The organism is Micromonospora sp. NPDC005299 (genome assembly GCF_042872345.1).
Lineage (GTDB): Bacteria > Actinomycetota > Actinomycetes > Mycobacteriales > Micromonosporaceae > Micromonospora.
In genome coordinates this window covers 320946-341736 of sequence record NZ_JBIAKG010000002.1, presented here as the reverse complement: position 1 = coordinate 341736, position 20791 = coordinate 320946, and the positions used below count along the sequence as shown (strand labels likewise).

At 77.7% G+C, this 20791-nt stretch carries 14 protein-coding genes and 4 pseudogenes; 3 read left to right on the top strand and 15 right to left on the bottom strand.

Annotated elements, in window-relative coordinates:
* Positions 1-164: 164 nt before the first annotated feature.
* Positions 165-614 (bottom strand): MarR family winged helix-turn-helix transcriptional regulator, encoded by a 450-nt coding sequence (locus tag ACFYPD_RS06965; RefSeq protein WP_387109851.1) that lies wholly within the window; start codon positions 612-614, stop codon positions 165-167.
* Between the two features lie 138 nt (positions 615-752).
* Here ACFYPD_RS06965 and ACFYPD_RS06960 point away from each other — a divergent pair, with 138 nt between their 5' ends.
* The 3 genes from ACFYPD_RS06960 (at position 753) to crcB (ending at position 2975) form a co-directional block, all read left to right on the top strand.
* Positions 753-1976: an MFS transporter gene (locus tag ACFYPD_RS06960; RefSeq protein ID WP_387109849.1), complete on the top strand. Its 1224-nt coding sequence runs from the start codon at positions 753-755 to the stop codon at positions 1974-1976.
* 145 nt (positions 1977-2121) lie between these two features.
* A complete protein-coding gene (locus ACFYPD_RS06955) occupies positions 2122-2616 on the top strand; it encodes a CrcB family protein (protein ID WP_387110595.1) in 495 nt (164 codons plus the stop codon).
* Entirely contained in the window at positions 2613-2975 is a 363-nt protein-coding gene (crcB, locus tag ACFYPD_RS06950; protein WP_387109847.1) for a fluoride efflux transporter CrcB, read from the top strand. The genes ACFYPD_RS06955 and crcB overlap by 4 nt, the downstream gene beginning before the upstream one ends.
* Positions 2976-2991: 16 nt before the next feature.
* Here the strand turns inward: crcB and cobA are convergent, their stop codons facing one another.
* The 14 genes and pseudogenes from cobA to cobN all read right to left on the bottom strand — a co-directional run bounded on the left by cobA (position 2992) and on the right by cobN (position 20654).
* Positions 2992-4692: a uroporphyrinogen-III C-methyltransferase gene (cobA, locus tag ACFYPD_RS06945; RefSeq protein WP_387109845.1), complete on the bottom strand. Its 1701-nt coding sequence runs from the start codon at positions 4690-4692 to the stop codon at positions 2992-2994.
* Positions 4689-5282, bottom strand: coding sequence for a precorrin-8X methylmutase (locus ACFYPD_RS06940; RefSeq protein ID WP_387109843.1), 594 nt, complete (start codon positions 5280-5282; stop codon positions 4689-4691). The genes cobA and ACFYPD_RS06940 overlap by 4 nt, the downstream gene beginning before the upstream one ends.
* Positions 5279-6358 carry a HoxN/HupN/NixA family nickel/cobalt transporter gene (locus tag ACFYPD_RS06935; RefSeq protein WP_387109841.1) on the bottom strand — a complete coding sequence of 360 codons (1080 nt, stop codon included), beginning with the start codon at positions 6356-6358 and terminating at the stop codon, positions 5279-5281. The genes ACFYPD_RS06940 and ACFYPD_RS06935 overlap by 4 nt, the downstream gene beginning before the upstream one ends.
* A 26-nt stretch (positions 6359-6384) precedes the next feature.
* A pseudogene (locus tag ACFYPD_RS06930) lies at positions 6385-6543 on the bottom strand (4Fe-4S binding protein); the annotation flags it as partial.
* Positions 6531-7700 (bottom strand): annotated as a pseudogene (gene cobJ, locus ACFYPD_RS06925) (precorrin-3B C(17)-methyltransferase); the annotation flags it as partial. The pseudogenes cobJ and ACFYPD_RS06930, both read right to left, overlap by 13 nt.
* Positions 7701-8063: 363 nt before the next feature.
* Positions 8064-8318 (bottom strand): annotated as a pseudogene (locus tag ACFYPD_RS06920) (precorrin-3B C(17)-methyltransferase); the annotation flags it as partial.
* Positions 8319-8464: 146 nt separating this feature from the next.
* Entirely contained in the window at positions 8465-9703 is a 1239-nt protein-coding gene (gene cbiE, locus ACFYPD_RS06915) for a precorrin-6y C5,15-methyltransferase (decarboxylating) subunit CbiE (RefSeq protein ID WP_387109839.1), read from the bottom strand.
* Positions 9691-10836: a cobalt-precorrin-5B (C(1))-methyltransferase gene (locus tag ACFYPD_RS06910; protein ID WP_387109837.1), complete on the bottom strand. Its 1146-nt coding sequence runs from the start codon at positions 10834-10836 to the stop codon at positions 9691-9693. Before ACFYPD_RS06910 ends, cbiE begins: the two co-directional genes overlap by 13 nt.
* On the bottom strand, positions 10833-11672 hold the full coding sequence (gene cobM / locus ACFYPD_RS06905; protein ID WP_387109836.1) for a precorrin-4 C(11)-methyltransferase: 840 nt from the start codon (positions 11670-11672) through the stop codon (positions 10833-10835). The genes ACFYPD_RS06910 and cobM overlap by 4 nt, the downstream gene beginning before the upstream one ends.
* Positions 11669-12409: a precorrin-2 C(20)-methyltransferase gene (gene cobI / locus ACFYPD_RS06900; RefSeq protein WP_387110593.1), complete on the bottom strand. Its 741-nt coding sequence runs from the start codon at positions 12407-12409 to the stop codon at positions 11669-11671. Before cobI ends, cobM begins: the two co-directional genes overlap by 4 nt.
* A gap of 116 nt (positions 12410-12525) precedes the next feature.
* Positions 12526-13881, bottom strand: a complete 1356-nt coding sequence (locus ACFYPD_RS06895; protein WP_387109834.1) for a cobyrinate a,c-diamide synthase — start codon at positions 13879-13881, stop codon at positions 12526-12528.
* Complete coding sequence (gene cobO / locus ACFYPD_RS06890) at positions 13875-14486, bottom strand: cob(I)yrinic acid a,c-diamide adenosyltransferase (protein WP_387109832.1); 612 nt, start codon at positions 14484-14486, stop codon at positions 13875-13877. Before cobO ends, ACFYPD_RS06895 begins: the two co-directional genes overlap by 7 nt.
* Positions 14486-16932 (bottom strand): annotated as a pseudogene (locus ACFYPD_RS06885) (VWA domain-containing protein). The gene cobO and the pseudogene ACFYPD_RS06885 overlap by 1 nt, the downstream one beginning before the upstream one ends.
* A gap of 53 nt (positions 16933-16985) precedes the next feature.
* The gene (gene cobN / locus ACFYPD_RS06880) at positions 16986-20654 is read right to left on the bottom strand and encodes a cobaltochelatase subunit CobN (protein ID WP_387109830.1); all 3669 of its coding nucleotides are present in this window, start codon (positions 20652-20654) and stop codon (positions 16986-16988) included.
* Positions 20655-20791 lie beyond the last annotated feature (137 nt).

Here is a 20791-nt window from a genome sequence, read left to right as displayed (position 1 = left end):
CGTACGCCCGTACGGCCCGTCCTGCCAGGTCAGCGGGGTCCGCATCGCCGGCCGCCGATGCGGCTGCGGCCGCTCGTCAGCGGTTGTCCGGGTCGAGTCCCCGCTCGCGCAGCAGCGCGTCCGGCGGGGCCTCCTTGCGGTCGGCGGACTGGCAGGTGCGCGGCTCAGCGGGCGGCGGGGAGCCGGTGCAGGGCGTCGACCAGCGGGGCCAGCTCCGGGGTGCGCTCGGCCTCGGCGAGCGCGTCGGCGAGCACCCGGTCGTGGGTCGGGCGGGCCCGGCCGAGCAGCTCCGAACCGGCCGGGGTCAGCTCGGTGTAGATGCCGCGCCGGTCGTCCGCGCAGAGCACGCGGGTGAGCAGGCCGCGCTCCTCCAGCCGGGTGACCAGGCGGGTGGTGGCGCTGCCGGAGAGCGCGGCGGCGCGGGCGAGCTGCCGCATCCGCATGTGCCAGCCGTCCTGCCGGGAGAGCGCGTCGAGCACCGTGTACTCGACGACGGAGAGGTCGTGCTCGGCCTGGAGGGCGCGCTCCAGGGCGGTCTCGATCAGGCCATGCAGCGCGGCGAGGGTGCGCCAGCCCTGCGCGCGGATCTCCACCGCGTCGTCGGCGATTCCCATGGCGCCCCCTCCGGTGTGACCTGGACGTCCCCCCAGGCTACCACCCTTGCGCCGGTATACGGCGCGTGCAACTATCTTGTTGCTGGCGCGGGTAGTTGCACGCGCCTTTTTGTTTCGAGCGCATGGATTGGGTACGTCATGACACAGCGCACCTCGGCCCTCCCCGGCGGCCTGATCGCCCTGGCGATCGGGGCGTTCGGCATCGGGCTGACCGAGTTCGTGATCATGGGGCTGCTCCCCCAGGTCGCCGCCGACTTCGCGGTCAGCGAGTCGGTGGCCGGCTGGTTGATCTCCGGGTACGCCCTCAGCGTCGCCGTCGGCGGGGTGGCGCTCACCGCGGCCGTCACCCGGCTGCGCCGCAAGCCGGTGCTGCTCGGGCTGATGGTGCTCTTCATCGCCGGCAACCTGCTCTCCGCCCTGGCCGGCGACTACGGCACCATGCTGGCCGGCCGGATCGTCGCGGCGCTCTGCCACGGCGCGTTCTTCGGCATCGGCGCGGTGGTGGCGGCCGGTCTGGTCCCGCCGGCCCGCCGGGCGGGCGCGATCGCCATGATGTTCGCCGGCCTCACCATCGCCAACGTCCTCGGCGTGCCGTTCGGCACCCTCCTCGGCCAGCACCTCGGCTGGCGCGCCACGTTCTGGGCGATCACCGGCATCGGGCTGGTCGCGCTGGTCGGCCTCGCCGTGCTGGTGCCCGGCCGCGGTCCGGCCACCGACGCCGCCCCCGGCGGCGGGCTGCGCGGCGAACTGCGGGCGTTCACCCACGCCCAGGTCTGGTTCTCGCTGGTGGTCACCGTGCTCGGCTTCGGCGGCATGTTCGGCGCGTTCACCTACATCGCGTACACGCTGACCGAGGTGAGCGGCTTCGCGGCCGGCACCGTGCCGTGGCTGCTGGTGCTCTTCGGGGTCGGGCTGTTCGCCGGCAACCTGGCCGGCGGCCGGGCCGCCGACGTGTCGCTGTCCCGGACCCTGGTCACCGTCCTGGCGGTGCTGACCCTGGTGCTGGTCGGCTTCGCGCTGGTCGCCGAGAGCCCGGCGCTGACCGTGGTCGCGCTGGTGCTGATGGGCGCGTTCGGCTTCGCCACCGTCCCGCCGCTCCAGATGCGGATCATGAGGTACGCCCGTCGGGCCCCGACGCTGGCCTCCGGGGCGAACATCGCCGCGTTCAACGTCGGCAACGCGCTCGGCGCCTGGCTCGGCGGGCTGACCATCGACGCCGGCCTCGGCTTCACCGCCCCGATCTGGGCCGGCGCCGGGCTCACCCTGCTCGGCCTCGCGGTGCTGCTGGTGGCCGAGCGGCGCGCCCCGCGTACCCCGGCGGACGCGGCGGCCGGCCCCGAGCTGGTCGACGCCACGGCCTGACGGTCTCCCCCCGGTCCGGCGGGCGGCGGCCGGCCGGAGCGGGCGGCGTTATGCTCGGCGCGGCGGTGGGGCCCGCCGTCCCGCGCATTCGCCGGGAGAACCGCGACACGCTCGCCAACGGTCCCTGCCAGTGATGCCCGTCCTGGTGGGAGGCACCGTGACCGGACCGTCCGAGTTCCGCGTCGACCCCGACGTCGACCTGCGCGTCCCCGCCGACCGGCGGGAGTTGCCCGCCCACCCGGCGGCGGTGCTCGGGGCCATCGCCGCCGGCGGGGTGCTCGGCGCGCTGGCCCGGGCCGGACTGCAGGCCGCGTTCCCGCACCCGCCCACCGGCTTCCCGTCGGCCACCTTCGGCATCAACGTCGCCGGCTGCCTGCTGATCGGCGCGCTGATGGCGGTGCTCACCGCCCGCCCGGCCGGGCCGCTGGTCCGGCCGTTCCTCGGCGTCGGCGTGCTCGGCGGCTTCACCACCTTCTCCACCTACGCCGTGGACGCCCAGCGGGCGATCGCCGCCGGGGCGCCGGGCATCGCGCTGGCATACCTGGCGGCGACGCTGGCCGGGGCGCTGCTGGCGGTCTGGGCCGGGGACGCGGTGGCCGGCCGGCTGCTGGCCCGAGCCCGCGGCGGGGCGGCCCGGTGACCGTCCTGCTGATCGCGCTCGGGGCGGCGGTGGGCGCGCCGCTGCGCTACCTGACCGACCGGGCCGTGCAGGCCCGGCACGGCTCCCCCTTCCCGTGGGGCACGCTGGCGGTCAACGTGGTCGGGTCGCTGGTGCTCGGCGCGGTGGCCGCCGTGCCCGCCTCCCCCGCGGTGACCGCCCTGGTCGGCACCGGCTTCTGCGGCGCGCTGACCACCTGGTCCACGCTCGGCTACGAGACCCTGCGGCTGCACCGCGCGCGCCACCGCGGGCACGCGCTGGCCAACGCGCTGGGCAGCGTCGCCGCCGGCCTCACCGCGGCCACCGTCGGATACGCCCTGGCCCACGCCGTGACCGGCTGAACCGCCGGGCCCGCGCTCACCCCCGCGCGGGGACGGCGGCGGGCACCGGGTCGGCGGCGGCGGACTCCGCAGTGGCTTCGGCGGCGAGCCCCACCACCGGCCCGACCACGAAGACCGCCGGCGGCCGGACCTCGTCCCGCTCGGCGAGCGCGCCGACCTCGTCCAGCCGGCACCGGGCCGTCCACTGCTCCGGGTGGCCGGCGTCGCGGACCACCAGCACCGGCGTCTCCGCCGCCCGCCCGTGGGCGAGCAGCTCGGCGGCGATCCGCCCGACGGTGTCCACCGCCATGAGCAGCACGAGCGTGCCCCGGGCCCGGGCCAGCGTGGCCCAGTCCACGAGGGAGTCCGGATGCCCGGGCGGCAGGTGCCCGGACACCACGGTGACCTCGTGCGCCACGCCCCGGTGGGTCACCGGCACCCCGGCGAGGGCGGGCGCGGCCACCGCACTGCTCACCCCGGGCACCAGCACCGTCTCCACCCCGGCCGCCGCGCAGGCCAGGACCTCCTCGTGGCCGCGGCCGAAGACGTACGGGTCGCCGCCCTTGAGCCGGACCACCCGCCGCCCGGCGCGGGCGTGCGCGATCAGCGTGTCGTTGATGGCGTCCTGGGTCATCGACGGGCCCCGGGGCACCTTGGCGGCGTCCACCACCAGCACGCCCGGCCGGAGCCGGCGCAGCAGCCCCGCCGGGGCGAGCCGGTCGACCACCACCACGTCCGCGGCGTCGAGCAGTGCCCGGCCCCGTACGGTGATCAGGTCGTCCGGGCCGGGCCCGCCGCCCACCACGGCCACCTGCCCGGGGCGCAGCGCCGGCTCGTGTTGGCCGGCGTGGTGATGATGATGGTGGTGGCCGTGCCCGTCGGCCGGGTCGTCGGGGTGGTGGTGCGGAGTCTGCGGCCGGCCCACCTTGTCGGCGAACCCGGGCAGCGCCACCCGGTACGCGCAGGTGTCGCAGTTCATCCGGATGTCCCCGCGCAGCGCCTCGGCGTGCCGTTCCAGGACCAGGTCGGCGAGAGCGTCGCAGTCGCCGATCACCTCGGCCACCCGCACGTCCAGGCCGGGATGGTCGGCGGCGAACTCCCGGGTCTGCGCCACGATCCGGTCCGGCAGCACCCCGGCGAAGAGGAAGTACGGGGCGACCACGATCCGCCGGGCGCCGAGCCGGCGCAGCCGCTCCAGCACGGCCGGCACGGACGGCTCGGCGAGCGAGACGAAGCCGGGTTCCACGCCGGCGTAGCCGCGCCCCTCCCAGAGCAGCCGGGCCACCTTCGTCACCTCGGCGTTGGCGTCCGGGTCGGTGGAGCCGCGCCCGATCAGCGCCACCCACGTGCCGGCCCGGTCGGCGCCGTCGAGCGCCGCGTCGATCCGCCGCGCCAGCACCTCCTGGAGCAGCGGATGCGGCCCGAGCGGCCGCCCGTACGCGTACCGCAGGCCGGGGTGGCGCTGCTTCTCCCGGGCGAGGGCGGCGGGGATGTCCCCCTTGCCGTGCCCGGCGGCGGCCAGCACCAGCGGCAGCGCCACCACATTCCGGTGGCCCCGGCCGACCAGCGCGCCGACCGCGTCGGTCAGCGGCGGGCGGGACAGCTCGATGAAGCCGCCCTCGACGTCGGCGACCGCGCCCCGGCGACGGATCCGCTCGACCAGCGCGGCGAACTGCGCGACGCCGGCCGTGCTGCGGGTGCCGTGCCCGACGATCAGCAGCGGGGGAAGGTGCTTCACTTGTCCTCCAGGTACAGCAGGGCGTTGAGGGCGGCGGCGGCCACCGCGGAGCCGCCCTTCTCCCCCACGTTGGACACGGCGGGCAGGCCGCTGGCCCGCAGCGCCCCCTTGGACTCGGCCGCGCCCACGAAGCCGACCGGCAGGCCGACCACCAGCGCCGGGGCCGCGTCGAGGGCGATCAGCTCGACCAGCGCGGTGGGGGCACAGCCGACCACCCAGACCGCGCCCCTCCCGACCCGGTCGGACGCGATCCGCACCGCCGCGGCCGAGCGGGTGATGCCGGCGGCGCGGCCCAGGTCGGCGGCGGCCGGCTCGGCGACCGGGCAGACGATCTCCCGTCCGGCCCGGGTGATGCCGGCGGCGACCATCCACACGTCGGTGACGATCGGCGCGCCGGCCCGCAGCGCGGCCAGCCCGGCGGCCAGGCCGGCCTCGTCGCAGACCAGGTCGGTGGCGTAGTCGAGGTCGGCGCTGGCATGCACCACCCGCTCGGTGACGGCCCGGGTCAGCGGCGGCAGGTGGGACAGGTCGACCCGCCCGCGCAGGATCCGGTACGACTCCGCCTCGATCGGGTGCACCGCCCGACTCATGACTCCGCCTGTCCGTAGCGGCGGTCGTAGCCGCGCAGCCGCCAGAGCAGCACGGCGCCGCCCCAGGCGAGCGCGAAGAGGACCACCACGGCGTAGCCGAGCTGCTCGAAGTGGTCGGCGATCGAGGCGTACCGGGCCAGGGCGGTGAACCCGAGGTGGTCGGCGAGCAGCCCGGCCAGGTAGACGCTGGCGACCAGGCCGCCGACCAGCACGGTCATCGTGGTGGTGGCCAGGTTGTACCAGAGCCGCCGGGCCGGCTGCCGGTACGCCCACGAGTAGGCGCGGCTCATCAGCAGGCTGTCCGCGGTGTCCATGGCGGACATCCCGGCGGCGAAGAGCAGCGGCAGGGTGAGCAGCGCCAGCACGGGCAGCCCGCCGGCGGCGGCCGTGCTCGCCGACAGCGCCAGCAGGGTCACCTCGCTGGCCGTTTCCAGGCCGAGCCCGAAGAGGAAGCCGACCGGGGCCATGTGCCAGGAGGAGCGGACCAGGGTGCGGGCCCGGGCCCCGAGGATCCGGTGCATCAGCCCCCGGTTGAGCAGCATGAGGTCCAGCTCGGTCTCGTCCAGCGCGCCGGCGCGCAGCCGCCGCCAGAGCCGGGCCAGCCCGGTCAGCACCGCCGCGTTCAGGGCGGCCACGAGCAGCAGGAAGCCGGTGGCCGTGACGATCGCGACGGTGGCGCCCACCTCGCGGACGCCGGCCATCCGGCCGCCGGTCAGCCGGGTGGAGGCGAGCCCGACCACGAGGGCGAGCAGCAGCACCACGGCGCTGTGCCCGAGGGCGAAGAAGAAGCCGACGCCGACCGGCCGCCGGCCGCGCAGCAGCATGAGCCGGGTGGTGTCGTCGATGGCGGCGATGTGGTCGGCGTCGAAGGCGTGCCGCACCCCCAGCACGTAGGCCAGGGTGCCGGCCCCGGCCAGCCCGCCGGCCGCCACCGGCTGGTGCTTCCAGTACAGGTAGAGGGTCACGCCGGCGACGTGCAGCGCGGCGACCGCGCAGACGATGCCGCCCAGGCGGGCCCGTTCGGCGCGGCTCCAACGGCCGATGGTGGGCGCGGCGGCGGTGGGGGTCGAGGTCATCGCTCTCCTCCGGGTTCGGGGTCGACGCGGATGGCGTCCACGGGGCAGATCTCCAGGCATTCGAGGCAGCCGGTGCAGCGGTCGGTGACCCGCAGGCCGGCGGGGGTGGGGCGGATGGCGTGCGTCGGGCAGGTGAGCAGGCAGGCGCCGCAGCCCTGGCAGGGGCCGATGGTCACGACCGCCACCGGTACCCCCGGGGCGTGACCATCCGGCCGGCGACCAGCCGCGTCTGCGAGCTGCCGACCACCACCACGCTGTACATGTCGACCAGGGCCGGGTCGAAGGTGGCCAGGGTGGCCAGGTGCACCCGCTGGCCGGGGCGGCTGGCGTTGCGCACCACGCCGACCGGGGTGTCCGGCGGGCGGTGCGCCGCGAAGGCGTCCAGCGCCGCGCCGAGCTGCCAGTCCCGGGTACGGCTGCGCGGGTTGTAGAGCAGCGCCACCAGGTCGCCCTCCGCGGCGGCGGCGATCCGGCTCACGATCACCTCCCACGGGGTGTGCAGGTCGGACAGGCTCAGGTAGACGTGGTCGTGCCCGAGCGGCGCGCCGAGCAGCGCCGACGCGGCGAGACCGGCGGTCACCCCGGGCACACCGACCACGTCGATCCGGTCGTCGGCGTACTCCAGGGCGGGGCTGGCCATCGCGTACACCCCGGCGTCGCCGGAGCCGACCAGGGCGACGGCGTGGCCGGCGGTGGCCTCGGCGACCGCGGCCCGGGCCCGCGCCTCCTCCGCGCCGAGCCCGCTGGCCAGCACCCGGGTGCCGGGGCGGAGCAGGTCGCGGACCTGGTCGAGGTACTGGTCCAGGCCGACCACCACGGCGGCCCGGCGCAGCTCGGCCACCGCGCGCGGGGTGCGCAGGTCGGCCGCGCCGGGGCCGAGCCCGACCAGCGCGAGCCGGCCGCGCGGGGCGTGCCGGGCCACCGCGACGGTGGCCATCGCCGAGGCGGTCTTCGGCACCAGCAGCGTGCCGCCGCCGCGCAGCGCCGCGGCCTCCGCGACGCTCGGCGTGCCGACCGCGGCGCGGACCACCTCGCTGGGATGCGGCACGTCGACCGCGGCCAGGTCCGCCGCCGGCCAGGTCTCCAGGGGTACGCCGTACGCCTCGGCGGCCGCCCGGATGCCCGCCTCGTCGGCCTTGAGGTCCACACTGGCCAGGCAGCGCAGGCTGGCCGGGTCGAGGCCGGCGTCGGCGAGCGCCCGGCGCAGCAGGTCCGTCACCTCGGCGGCGGGCACGCCACGGCTGGAGCCGATGCCGGCGACCAGGGACGGCGGCCGGAGCACCACCGTCCGCCCGTCGAGCCGGACGACCCGGTCGGTGACCAGGATCCGCCAGCCGCCCGCCCCGTCGCCGCCCGCGCCGTCGCCGCCCGCGCCGTCGCCGCCCGCGCCGTCGCCGCCCGCGGCGGCGGCCGTTCCGGTCGTCGGCGTGACGGCGGCCGTTCCGGTGCTCGGCCGGGCGGCGGCCGTTCCGGTGGTCGGCGGGGCGGCGGCGTCCGAGGTGGCGATCGGCGGGCGAGGGCCGGCCGGCGGGGGTGCGACCTCGACGTGGACGTGCTCCGGCAGGGCGGGCAGCGGCCAGGTGGCGTCGGCGACCAGCCGGACCGGCTCGCCGTCGAGGATCGCCCGGGACACCGCGGCCACCGCACCCTGCACCGGCAAGCCGAGGGTGTCCAGCCCGGGCAGGCCGACGACGTCGGTGGCGGTGGTGATCACCGGCCGGGCGTCGAGCAGCGCGCCCACGTCGGCGGCGAGGGCGTTGGCGCCGCCGGCGTGCCCGCCGAGCAGGGCCACCGCGTGGCGGGCCGCCTCGTCGACGACCACCACGGCCGGGTCGGTGTGCTTGTCGCCGAGCAGCGGAGCCAGGATGCGGACCACCGCCCCGGTGGCCAGGAAGACGACCACCGCGTCGCACTCCCGCCAGGCGGCCCGCAGGGCGTCGGCGACGCTCTCCGCCTCCACGAGGCGGGCGTGCGGCCACGCCCTCGCGAGGCGGCGCGCATGCCCCCGCCCCGCGGCGGTCGCCGCAACGAGTCCGACAGGGAAAGGCCCCTTCTTGACGCCTCCGGTGGAGAAGGGGGCCCCGGTGGACAGGTCCGAGGGTGTGGTCACGGCTTCCTCCGAGCAGACGGGAGCTCCCCGGTGAGCACGACGACCGGGTTGGTGGCGGCCAGGCGCAGCGAGCCGCCGGGCAGGTCGGCGAGGCGGGCGGCGGCGAGCTGGCAGCCGTCGACCGCGTAGCCGGCGGCGCGCAGCAGGTGCACGGCCGGAGCGACCCGGTCGAGCGCGGCCAGGGTGACCACCACCCGGGGTGAGCAGCGGTCGGCCACCGCGGCGAGCACGTCCACGCCGCCCCCGCCGACGAAGACCGCGTCCGGGTCGGGCAGCCCGGCCAGGGCCGCCGGGGCCGCCCCGGTCACCACCCGGACATCGACGCCGTGCCGGGCGGCGTTGGCGCGGATCGGCGCGTCCGGGTCGCGTTCCACGGCGAGCACCGCCGCGCCGAGCAGCGCGCACTCGATGCCGACCGAGCCGCTGCCCGCGCCGACGTCCCAGACCAGCCGGCCCAGCCGGGGCCGCAGCCGGGCCACCGCCAGCGCCCGGACCTCGGCCTTGGTGATCATCGAGTCCCGGTGGGCGTACGCGGACTCGGGCAGCGCCCAACCCTCGGCCGGCGCGGCGGCCGGCTGGTCGTCGACGCGCATCCCGGCGACGCCGGGGACGGTCTCCGGGGCGAGGCTGAGCACGACGTGCGGGTCGGCCCAGGTCGTCGTGGCGGCCTCGGCCGGGGTGGTCCAGGTGACCCGCTCGTCCGGGGTGCCGAGGTGCTCGGCGACGACCAAGCGGCGGTCCCAGCCGGCCAGGCCGGCGCCCAGCTCGGCAGCGCCCGCGCCGGGGGCGGTGAGCACCGCGACGGCGGGCAGCGCCCGGCAGGCGTTGAGCGCGGGGCGTGGGTCCCGGCCGTGCGCGGTGACCACGGCGGCGCCGTCCCAGGGCAGCCCGGCGCGGGCGAACGCGGCGGCGACGCTGGAGACGGCGGGCAGCACCCGCACCGGCAGGCCGGCCGCGCGGAGCCGGCGGACGATGCCGAAGAACCCGGGGTCGCCGCTGGCCAGCACGACCGCGGGCGTGCCGGCGGCGACGGCGGCGGCGAGCCGGTGCAGGGCCGGGGTGAGCGGGCCGAGGACGACGGTGGCGCAGCCGGACGGTACGGGCACGGCGGCCAGGTGCCGGGCCGCGCCGACGACCAGCCCGGCGCCGGCCAGCGCCTCCGCGAGCGCGGGGTGCGCGGGCCGGCCGGCGGCGTCGATCCCCGCCACGAGCATGGTCGGGGTCACGCGGCCCACCGCCCCGAGGAGGCGACGACCCGGCCGCCGGCGAAGTCCACCATGGCCACGTCGACGGTGACCGCGTGTTGGGCGAAGCGGCGCAGCACCTGCCGGACCCGGTGGCAGAGCAGGTCGCCGGCCGGGCCGAGCAGCCCGGCGGCGGCCCACAGCTCGTACGCGTGCCGGCCGGTGTTGGCCGCGGTGACGGCGGCGACCAGGTCCGGGGCGCCGCCGGCCTCGGCGGTGACCGCGCCGAGCAGCGACAGGTCGACCGTGGACCGGGTGTAGTGGGTCATCAGGATGCCGGCGGCGAGCTTGGCCAGCTTGCCGGCCATGCCGACGAAGACCACCCCGGTCATCCCGTCGCCGACGGCGGCGGTGACCGCGGCGCCGGTGAAGTCGCCGACCTCGACGAAGCACACCTCGGGCAGCTCCGGCAGGAGCGCCCGGGCGGCCCGCTCGGTCCGCCCGCCGGTGCAGAGCACCACGGTCCGCTCCCCCTGGGCGGCCATCACGTGCACGGCCTGCACCACGCTGGCCCGCCAGGAGGCGGTGGAGAACGGCCGGACGATCCCGGTGGTGCCGAGGATGGAGATGCCGCCGAGGATCCCGAGCCGCCGGTTGGTGGTCTTGCGGGCCATGATCTCGCCGCGCGGGACGCTGATCACCACGCGGACGCCGGTCTCGCCGAGGTCGACCACCTCGGCGACGGCCTGGCCGATCATGCGGCGCGGGGTCTCGTTGATGGCCGGGCCACCCACCGCCAGGCCGAGCCCCGGCCGGGTGACCGTGCCGACGCCCGGCCCGCCGTCGAGGTGCAGCCCCGGCTCGTCCCGCCAGGTGACCGTGGCGGTCAGCTCGGCGCCGTGGGTGACGTCCGGGTCGTCGCCGGCGTCCTTGACCACCACGGCCTCGGCCCGTTGGGCCCGGTCCAGGTCGCAGCGGGCCACCGCGAAGGTGACCCGCCGGCCGGCCGGCAGGCCGATCTCCACCTGGCGCTGCGGCTCGCCGGTGACCAGCGCGGTCAGCGCCGCCTTCGTCGCCGCCGTGGCGCACGCGCCGGTGGTCCAGCCGGTCCGCAGCGCGGTGGGCCGGACCTTCGCCGTACGCGGCAGGTCCGGCTCGCGCAGCGGCGGCTCGGCGTACGTCACCGGCCGTCACCGGCGGCGTCGCCGGGCCGGTCGGCGCGGGCGCGGCGCAGCGCCGTGCGGGCGCCCGGCTCGGCCCGCCGGTAGGTGTGGAAGTGCCCGGGGTGGTAGAGGTGCGAGCGGGTGCCGGTGGCGGCGAGCGCCGGCCCGACGAGGAACAGGGTGTGCTTCCAGAGCTTGTGCGCCTTGACGGTGGCCTCCAGCTCGCCCAGCGCGCACCGGACCACCAGTTCGTCCGGCCAGGTCGCCTGGTACGCCACGACCACCGGCGTCTCCGGCGGGTAGCCGCCGGCCAGCAGCTCCGCCTGGGCCTGCCCGGAGCGGGCGGCGGAGAGGAACAGCGCCATGGTGGTGCCGTGCCGGGCGAAATCGCGGACCCGCTCGCCGGGCGGCATGGGCGTCTTGCCGCCCTCCAGGCGGGTGAGGATCACCGACTGGGCGACCTCGGGGATGGTCAGCTCCCGGCCGACCAGCGCGGCGACCGCGGTGAACGAGGACACCCCGGGCACCACCTCCACGGCCAGGCCGAGGTCGCGGCACAGGTCGAGCTGTTCCTGCACGGCGCCCCACAGGGCCGGGTCGCCGGAGTGGATCCGGGCCACGACGCGCCCCTCGGCGGCGGCCCGTTCGTAGAGCGGCCGGACACCTTCGATGGGCAGCTGCGAGGAGTCGACGATCTCGGCGTCCGGGCGGGCGTGGGCGAGCACGTCGGCGTGCACCAGGCTGGCCGCCCAGATGACCACGTCGGCCTCGGCGATGACCCGGGCGGCGCGCAGGGTGAGCAGGTCGGCGGCGCCGGGGCCGGCCCCGACGAACCAGACCTTGCCGGTGGTGGTCACAGTTTTCCTCCCCGGCCGTCCCGGCGGGCCGGGACCAGCAGCGTCGACAGGTAGGGCAGGTCCGCGGCGGCGGCGTCCACCGGCCCGATCCGCTCGCCGGGCAGGCCGAGCGCCCGGCCCAGCACGGCGTCGGCCAGCCGGCCCTGCCGGCGCAGCTCGTCGACCAGGTCGGGGTGGCGGCGCCAGCCCTTGTAGACGACGACGGTGCCGGGGCCGGCGAGCGCATCGGCGACCGGCGTGAGGCCGGCGGTGGCGGGCAGCAGGGTGAGCGGTTCGCGGCCCTCGCAGAGCGGCACGCCGGCCCGGGCGGCCAGGTCCTGCATGGCGGTGATGCCGGGCACGGTGCGCACCGCGATCCCGGGTCGCCGGGCCCGGACGCCGTCGGCCAGGTAGCCGAAGGTGGAGTAGACGTTGGGGTCGCCGATGGTGGCGAAGGCGACCGAGCGGGCGCCCGCGTCGACGGCGGCCACCACGGCCGCCGCCGCGGCGTCCCAGGCCCGCTCCCGGCGGGCGGTCACCCCGCCCCGGTCGTCCAGGGCGAACGGCAGCCGGCGCAGCCGGTCCGCGGGCACGTGCGCCCGCACCGTGGTCTCGGCCCGGCCGGCGGGCGCGTCCGGGTCCGCGGCGTGCCGGTCCAGCACGGGTACGAACACCAGGTCGGCCTCGCCCAGCAGCCGGGCGGCCCTGAGGGTCAGCAGTTCCGGGTCGCCGGGTCCGACCCCGATCCCGGTCAGCACGGCGGCGGGCGGGGCGGGCGGTCGCTCCGCGCGCCCCGGGCCGGCGGGCGCCGGCCGGCCGGCGGTCGGGCCGGTCGGGGCGGCCGGCGGGTGGCCGGGCGGGTGGCCGGGCGGGTTCACCGGCTCGCCGCCTCGACCAGCCGGCGGGCCGCCGCGGGATGCCCGGCCCAGTGGGTGTGCAGGTAGGACGCGTGCACCCGGCCCGCCACGAAGCCGTGCGGGGCGCCGTCCCAATGCCAGGCGGCGCGGTCGCCGTGCCCGGGGTCGGTGACGGTGCGGTGGAACTCGTGTCCGCGTACGGGGTCGCCGGCGCGGTGCGCCGGGGAGTCGGCGGCGGCCATCGCGTCCCGGTAGCCGAGCGTGAGCCGGCCGGTCATCCGGGCGGTGTGGTCGAGCCGCCCGCACATCGGCACCCCGCCGAGGGAGCGGCCGAGGTAGAGCAGCCCGGCGCACTCGGCGACCACCGGGCCGTCGAAGCCGGCCAGCTCGGCGCGGAGCGCGGTGTTGCCGGCCAGGGCATCGGCGTGCAGCTCGGGGAAGCCGCCCCCGATCACCACGGCCCGGGTGCCGGCCGGCAGGGCCTCGTCACGCAGCGGGTCGAGGGTCACCACCCGCGCGCCGGCCGCGGTGAGCAGCTCGGCGGTCTCCGCGTACGAGAAGGTGAACGCCGCCCCGCCGGCGACCGCGACGACCGGGCGGGCGGTGCCGGCGGGACCGCCGACCGCGGTGGCCGGGTCCCAGGCGGGCGCGGTCAGCGGCGGCGCGGTGCGGGCCAGTGCCAGCACGGCGTCGAGGTCCACGGTGGACTCGACCAGGTCGGCGAGCGCGGCCACCACGGCGACCGACTCGGGCGCGCGTTCGGCGACCGGCACCAGCCCGAGGTGGCGGGACGGCGCGGCCACCTCGGCGGCCCGGGTCACCGCGCCGAGCACCGGCACGCCCACCTCGGCGAGAGCGTCGCGCAGCAGCGTCTCGTGCCGGGGCGAGCCGACCCGGTTGAGCACCACCCCGCCGATGCGCACCGCCGGGTCGAACGCGCGCATGCCGAGCACCAGCGCGGCGGCGGAGCGGCCCTGCGCCGTGGTGTCGAGCACCAGCAGCACCGGCGCCTCGATCAGCCGGGCGACGTGGGCCGTGGAGGCGTACCCGCCATGGCCGACGGCGCCGTCGTGCAGCCCCATCACCCCCTCCACCACGGCCACGTCGGCCGGGGTGGGCACGTTCGCGCCGTGGCGCAGCAGTGGGGCGATCCGCTCCGGGCCGACAAGCCAGGGGTCGAGGTTGCGGCCGGGGCGGCCGGCGGCGAGCGCGTGGTAGCCGGGGTCGATGTAGTCGGGGCCGACCTTGTGCGGGCTGACCGCCAGGCCGCGGCGGCGCAGCGCGGCGAGCAGCCCGGTGGCCACGGTGGTCTTGCCGTGCCCGCTGGCCGGGGCGGCGACGACCAGCCGGGGCAGCGCCCAGGGCGTCACCATTCGATGCCCTTCTGGCCCTTCTGGCCGGCGTCCATCGGGTGCTTGACCTTGGCCAGCTCGGCGACCAGGTCGGCCGCCTCGACCAGCCGCGGGTCGGCGTCCCGTCCGGTGATCACCACGTGCTGGAAGCCGGGCCGGTCACGCAGCGTCGCGACCACCTCGTCGACGTCGACCCAACCCCACGTCATCGGGTACGTGAACTCGTCGAGCACGTAGAGCCCGTAGCGCTCGGCGGCCAGGTCGCGCCGGATCTGCCGCCACCCCTCCCGGGCGTCCTCGGCGTGGTCGGCGTCCCCGCCGCGCTGGATCCAGGACCAGCCCTCGCCCATCTTGTGCCAGGTGACCGGGGCACCCTGCCCGGTACGCTCGTGCACCTCGCCGAGGGCCCGGAAGGCGTTCTCCTCCCCCACCCGCCACTTGGCGCTCTTGACGAACTGGAAGACGCCGATCGGCAGCCCGGCGGTCCAGGCGCGCAGCGCCAGCCCGAATGCGGCGGTCGACTTTCCCTTCATCTGTCCGGTGTGCACGATCAGCAGCGGCCGGTGGCGCCGCTGGCGGGTGGTCAGCCCGTCGGCGGGCACGTGGGTCGGCTTCCCCTGCGGCATCAGGCGGCGCTCCTCGTGGTGAGGCCGACGAGCGGGTCACTGGCCACGTCGGCGAGGTGGTGGTGCGGGGCGTGCAGTTGGGTGGCGAGGCGGCGGGCCAGGTGCAGGCGGACCGGGCCCGACTCGCAGTCGACGACGACGCAGGGCGCGCCGGTGGCGGCGAGCACCGCGGCGGCGCGGGCGGCCCGGTCGAGGGGGCGGGGGCCGGCGGTGGCCCGGCCGTCGGTGACCACCAGCACGAGGGGGCGGCGCCTCGGGTCGCGCAGCCGCTCCACCCGGAGCAGGCCGGCCGCGGCGAGCAGCCCCTCGGCGAGGGGGGTACGCCCGCCGGTGGGCAGCTCGGCGAGCCGGGCCGAGGCGGCGAGCACCGAGGAAGTGGCCGGCAGCAGGGTCTGCGCGCCGGCGCCCCGGAAGGCGACCACGGCCACCTTGTCCCGCCGCTGGTACGCGTCGGTGAGCAGCGCCAGCACGGCGCCCTTGACGGCGGACATCCGCTGCCGCGCGCCCATCGACCCGCTGGCGTCGACCACGAAGAGGACGAGGTTGCCCTCGCGTCCCTCGCGGACCGCCTCGCGCACGTCGGACGGGCGCAGCCGCAACGGCCCGCCGGCCCGGCCGCGGGCGGCCTGGTGCGGGGCGGCGGCCCGGACGGTGGCCGGCAGGTGCAGTGCGCCGGCCGGGCCGGCGGGCACGCGGGCGCCGGTGGTGTGGCCCCGCCCGGTGCGGGCCCGGGAGCGCCGGCCGGGCACACCCTCCCCCACGCCGGGCGCGGTGAGCAGGCGGGCACGCAGCCCCCGGTCGGGTACGGCCACGGTCGCCGGCCGTCCCTCGGCGTCCCCCGGCCGGCCGGCTGGCCCGGGCCGGCGGGCGCGTGCCCGTCCCCGGTCGCCACCGCCGTCGCCGGGCCGGCGACGGCCGTCCCCGTTCTCGTCGCCGGGTCGGCCGACGTCGGGGCCGTCCCCGTTCCCGGCGCCGGACCGGTCGTCGCCCGGGTGGCCGAACCGGTCCGACGCGGCGTCACGGCCGGTGCGGTCGTCGCCGAACCGGTCGTCGTCGCCCGTCCCGTCGGCGCGGCCGTCGCCGGGCCGGTCGTCGTGGCCCGTCCCGTCGGCGTAGCCGTTGGCCGGCCAACGACCGTCCCTTCCGGTCCCGTGGCCGTCGTCCGGCGGCCCGGAGCGCCCGGCGTCGTCGGACCCCCCGGACCGGTCCCGGCCGCCCGCGCCGCCCCTCCCGCGGTCCGACCGGCCCGGACCGTCGGGGTCCGACCCGATGCCGCGCGGCCCGCCGGCCGGTCCCCGGGGATCGCCGTCCGGTCCGGGCCCGCCGCCGGGCCCGCCGTCCGGGCCGTGGTCGTCGGGGTCGTCGTCGGGGTGCTGCTCGCGGGCGCGGCGCAGCGCCTCGTCGAGGCGCTGCTCGTCCAGCCCCGGCGTGTCGAACGGGTCCCGGCGGCGGCGGTGCGGCAGGGCCAGCCGGGCGGCGACCCGGACGTCGTCGGCGGTCACCCGGTCCCGGCCCTGCCAGGCGGCATGCGCCACGGCGGTGCGGGCCGTGACGATGTCGGCGCGCATGCCGTCCACGTCGAACGCGGCGCAGACCTCGGCGATCTGCCGCAGCGCCGCGTCGGGCAGTGCCACCCGGGGCAGCCGGTGGCGGGCGGCGGCCACCCGGCGGGCCACCTCGGCGTCCGCCTCGGCCCAGCCGGCGGCGAAGCCGGCCGGGTCGGCGTCGGCGGTGAGGCGACGGCGGACCACCTCGGCGCGTACGGCGGGGTCGCGGCTGGCGGCCACCTCGACGGTGAGCCCGAACCGGTCGAGCAGCTGCGGGCGCAGCTCCCCCTCCTCCGGGTTCATGGTGCCGACCAGCAGGAACCGGGCGGCGTGGCTGACCGAGACGCCCTCCCGCTCGACGTGGCAGCGGCCCATCGCCGCGGCGTCCAGGAGCAGGTCGACCAGGTGGTCGTGGAGCAGGTTGACCTCGTCGACGTAGAGCACGCCGCGGTGGGCGGCGGCGAGCAGGCCGGGCTCGAAGGCGCGTACCCCCTCGGCGAGGGCCTTCTCCAGGTCCAGGGAGCCGACCACCCGGTCCTCGGCGGCGCCCACCGGCAGCTCGACCAGGCGGGCCGGGCGGCGCTCGGCCGCCGACCCGGCCGGGTGCGGCCCGTCCGGGCAGCCCGGGTCGGGCGCGGCCGGGTCGCAGGCGAAGCGGCAGGCGGCCACCCGGTCGACCGGAGGGAGCAGCGCGGCGAGGGCGCGCACGGCCGTGGACTTGGCGGTGCCCTTCTCGCCCCGGACCAGCACCCCGCCGATGGCCGGGCTGACCGCGTTGAGCAGCAGGGCGAGCCGCATCTCGTCCATCCCGAGCACCGCACTGAACGGATAGCTCGTCATTGCGACTCCTCCGTTCGCGACTGCGGGGCTCGCAAACCCGGCTCACTCCTCGCGCTCACAGCGACTCCTTCGTTCGCGACTGCGGGGCTCGCAAACCCGGCTCACTCCTCGCTCACAGCCGGTCCTCCAGGTCGCCCTCGCTGGCCAGGTACGTCTCGTGCAGCCGGTCGAGGGTGACCGGCTCGGGCGCGGCCCACAGTCCCCGGTCGGCGGCCTCCAGCAGCCGCTCGGCGATGCCGCGCAGCGCCCACGGGTTGGACCGCTCCAGGAACTCCCGGGTCTCCGGGTCGAAGAGGTACGCCTCGGCGAGCCGCTCGTACATCCAGTCGTCGACGACCCCGGCGGTGGCGTCGTAGCCGAACAGGTAGTCCACGGTGGCGGCCAGCTCGAAGGCGCCCTTGTAGCCGTGCCGGCGCATGGCGGCGATCCAGCGGGGGTTGACCACCCGGGCCCGGAACACCCGGCGGGTCTCCTCGCCCAGCGTGCGGGTGCGGACGTCGTGCGGCATGGCCGAGTCGCCCACGTACGCGGCCGGGGACCCGCCGGTGAGGTGGCGGACCATGGCCACCATCCCGCCGTGGTACTGGAAGTAGTCGTCGGAGTCGACGATGTCGTGCTCGCGGGTGTCCTGGTTCTTCACGGCGACGGCGATCCGGGCGAAGGAGCGTTCCATGTCGACCCGCGCCTCCCGCCCGTCCAGTCCCGGCCCGTACGCGTAGCCGCCCCAGACGGCGTACACCTCGGCCAGGTCGGCGTCGGTGCGCCAGTTCCGGGCGTCGATGAGCGGCAGCAGCCCGGCCCCGTACGCCCCGGGCTTGGAGCCGAAGATGCGGGCGGTGGCCCGACGCGCGTCCCCGTGCTCGGCGACGTCCGCGTCGACGTGCGCCTTCACGTAGTTCTCCGCGGCCGGCTCGGCCAGCGCGGCGACCTGCCGGACGGCGTCGTCGATGAGGGCGACCACGTGCGGGAAGGCGTCCCGGAAGAAGCCGGAGATGCGCACCGTGACGTCGACCCGGGGGCGGCCCAGCTCGGGCAGCGGCACCACCTCGACGCCGGTGACGCGGCGGGACCGGTCGTCCCACACCGGACGGACGCCGAGCAGCGCCAGCACCTCCGCGATGTCGTCGCCCTGCGTGCGCATGGCGCTGGTGCCCCAGACGGTGAGCCCGACCGAGCGCGGGTACGCCCCGGTGTCGGCGAGGTGCCGGGCCAGCAGCGAGTCGGCGAGGGCGACCCCGACGTCCCAGGCGTTGCGGCTGGGGATGGCCTTCGGGTCGACGGAGTAGAAGTTGCGGCCGGTGGGGAGCACGTTGACCAGCCCGCGGGTGGGCGAGCCGGACGGGCCGGGCGGCACGAACCGGCCGGCGAGCGCGCCGAGCACCCGGCCGATCTCGTCGGTGGTCCGGTCCAGCCGGGGCACCACCTCGCGGGCGGCGAAGCCGAGCACCTCGGCGGCCTCGGGCACCGGGCCGCCGACCACCTCCTCGACCACCGCGCCGGCCTTGCCGGCGTCCCAGCCGAGGGTCTCCATGCCGAGCACGAGCCGGCGGGCCAGGGCCTCGATGAGGTCGACCGCGTCGGCGGCGGTGGCGGCCGGCCCGTCGACGGCCTCGGTGAGCGCCGCCGGCACGGCGATCCGCGCGCCGGGCGCGGCGAGCAGCGCCGCCTCGTCGAGGCCGGCGTGGGCGGCGAGGGCCTGGCGCAGCCCGGGCAGCACGCGGGCCCCACCCCAGACCTGCGGGGCGCGCAGCACGGCGAGGACCAGGTTGACCCGCGCCTCGCCGGCGGGCGCCTCGGCGAGGATGTGCAGGCCGTCGCGGATCTGCACGTCCTTGACCTCGCAGAGGTAGCCGTCGAGGTGCAGCACGAAGTCGTCGAAGGCGTCCTCGCCGGGCATCTCCGCCTGGTGCAGGTCGTGGTGCAGTTCGGCGGCGCGGACCAGCTCCCAGATCTGCCGCTGCACGGTGGGCGCCTTGGCCGGGTCGAGGGCCTGCACGGTGGCGTACTCGTCGAGGAGCTGTTCGAGCTTGGCCAGGTCGCCGTAGGTCTCGGCGCGGGCCATCGGCGGCACCAGGTGGTCGACCACCACGGCGTGCGCGCGGCGCTTGGCCTGGGTGCCCTCGCCGGGGTCGTTGACGATGAACGGGTACACCAGCGGCAGGTCGCCGAGGACCGCGTCGGGGGCGCAGTCGGCGGCGAGCCCGAGGCCCTTGCCGGGCAGCCATTCCAGGGTGCCGTGCTTGCCGAGGTGGACCACGGCGTCCGCCCCGAAGCCGCCGTCGGCGACCGGCGCGGCCAGCCAGCGGTACGCGGCCAGGTAGTGGTGGCTGGGCGGCAGGTCCGGGTCGTGGTAGGTGGCCACCGGGTTCTCGCCGAAGCCGCGGGGCGGCTGGATGAGCAGCGCCACGTTGCCGAAGCGCAGCCCGGCGAGGACGAGGTCGCCGCCGTCGGTGTACAGCCGGCCGGGCGGCTCGCCCCAGTGCTCCCGCATCCGGTCGCGCAGCGGGGCGGGGACCGCGTCGAACCAGCGCCGGTAGGTCTCCCCTGGCAGCCGCGCCTCGGCGGCGGCGAGCTGTTCGGGGGTGAGCCACTCGACGTCGTGCCCGCCGGCGGCGATCAGGGCGTGGATCAGGGCGTCCCCGTCGTCCGGCACCGGACCGTCGCCCAGGTGGTAGCCGGCCTCGGCGAGGGCGGCAAGCAGCCGGACCGCCGAGGCCGGAGTGTCCAGGCCGACGGCGTTGCCCACCCGGGAGTGCTTCGTCGGGTACGAGCTGAGCACGATGGCCAGCCGCTTGTCGGCGTTGGGCACGTGCCGCAGCCGGGCCTGCCGGACGGCGATGCCGGCGACCCGCGCGGCGCGCTCCGGGTCCGGCTGGTAGACCGAGAGCCCGTCGGCGTCGATCCGCTTGAACGAGAACGGCACCGTGACGATCCGCCCGTCGAACTCGGGGATGGCCACCTGCATGGCGGCGTCCAACGGGGACAGTCCGGCATCGCTGGCCGCCCACCGGTCGCGGTCGCCGGTCAGGCAGAGCGCCTGGACGATCGGCACGTCCAGGGCGGCGAGCGCGCCGACGTCCCAGGCGTCCTCGTCGCCACCGCCGGAGGCATCCGCGGCGACCGTCCCGCCGGCCGCGAGCACCGTCACCACCAGGGCGTCGCACCGCGCGAACTCCTCGAGCGGACCCGCGCCCGGGGCGAGGCCGCGCAGCGAGCCGCAGAACACCGGCAGCGGCTGGCCGCCGGCCGCGGTTACCGCGTCAGCGAGGGTCTCGACGAAGGCGGTGTTCCCGGCGAGGGCGTGCGCCCGGTAGAAGACGATGCCGACCACGGGCCGGCCGTCGGGCGCCAGGTCGGGGCCGAGGATCCCGTGCGGCGGCGTGGGCGCGGGCGGGGCGAAACCCTCGCCGGTGAGCAGCACCGTGTCGGAGAGGAACCGGGCCAGCTCGGCGAGGTTCTCGGGGCCGCCCTCGACCAGGTAGGCGAGCGCCTCGGCGGCCACCCCGGCGGCCACCGTGGACGCCGCCAGCAGCTCCGCGTCGGGCACCGCCTCGCCGCCCAGCACGACCGTGGGCACGCCGGAGCCGAGCACCGCGGCGAGGCCGTGCGGCCACGCCTGCCGGCCGCCGAGCAGGCGTACGACGGCCAGGTCGACGCCGTCGAGCAGCGCGGGCACGGCGTCGGCGGCGACCCGGGCGGGGTTGGCCAGCCGGTAGTCGGCGCCGCTGGCGCGGGCGGCGAGCAGGTCGGTGTCGGCGGTGGAGAGCAGCAGGATGCGCACGGACGGCTCCGGAGCGTGACGCCCGGCGGCGCGGCGGGGCCGGCGGCGGGCGGGGGTGGGTGCGGGTTCGGCGGGTACGCGGGTCCGGCGGACGGCTCACCGACGGGAGGTCGGCAGGGGCGCCCGGCCGGGTGCGG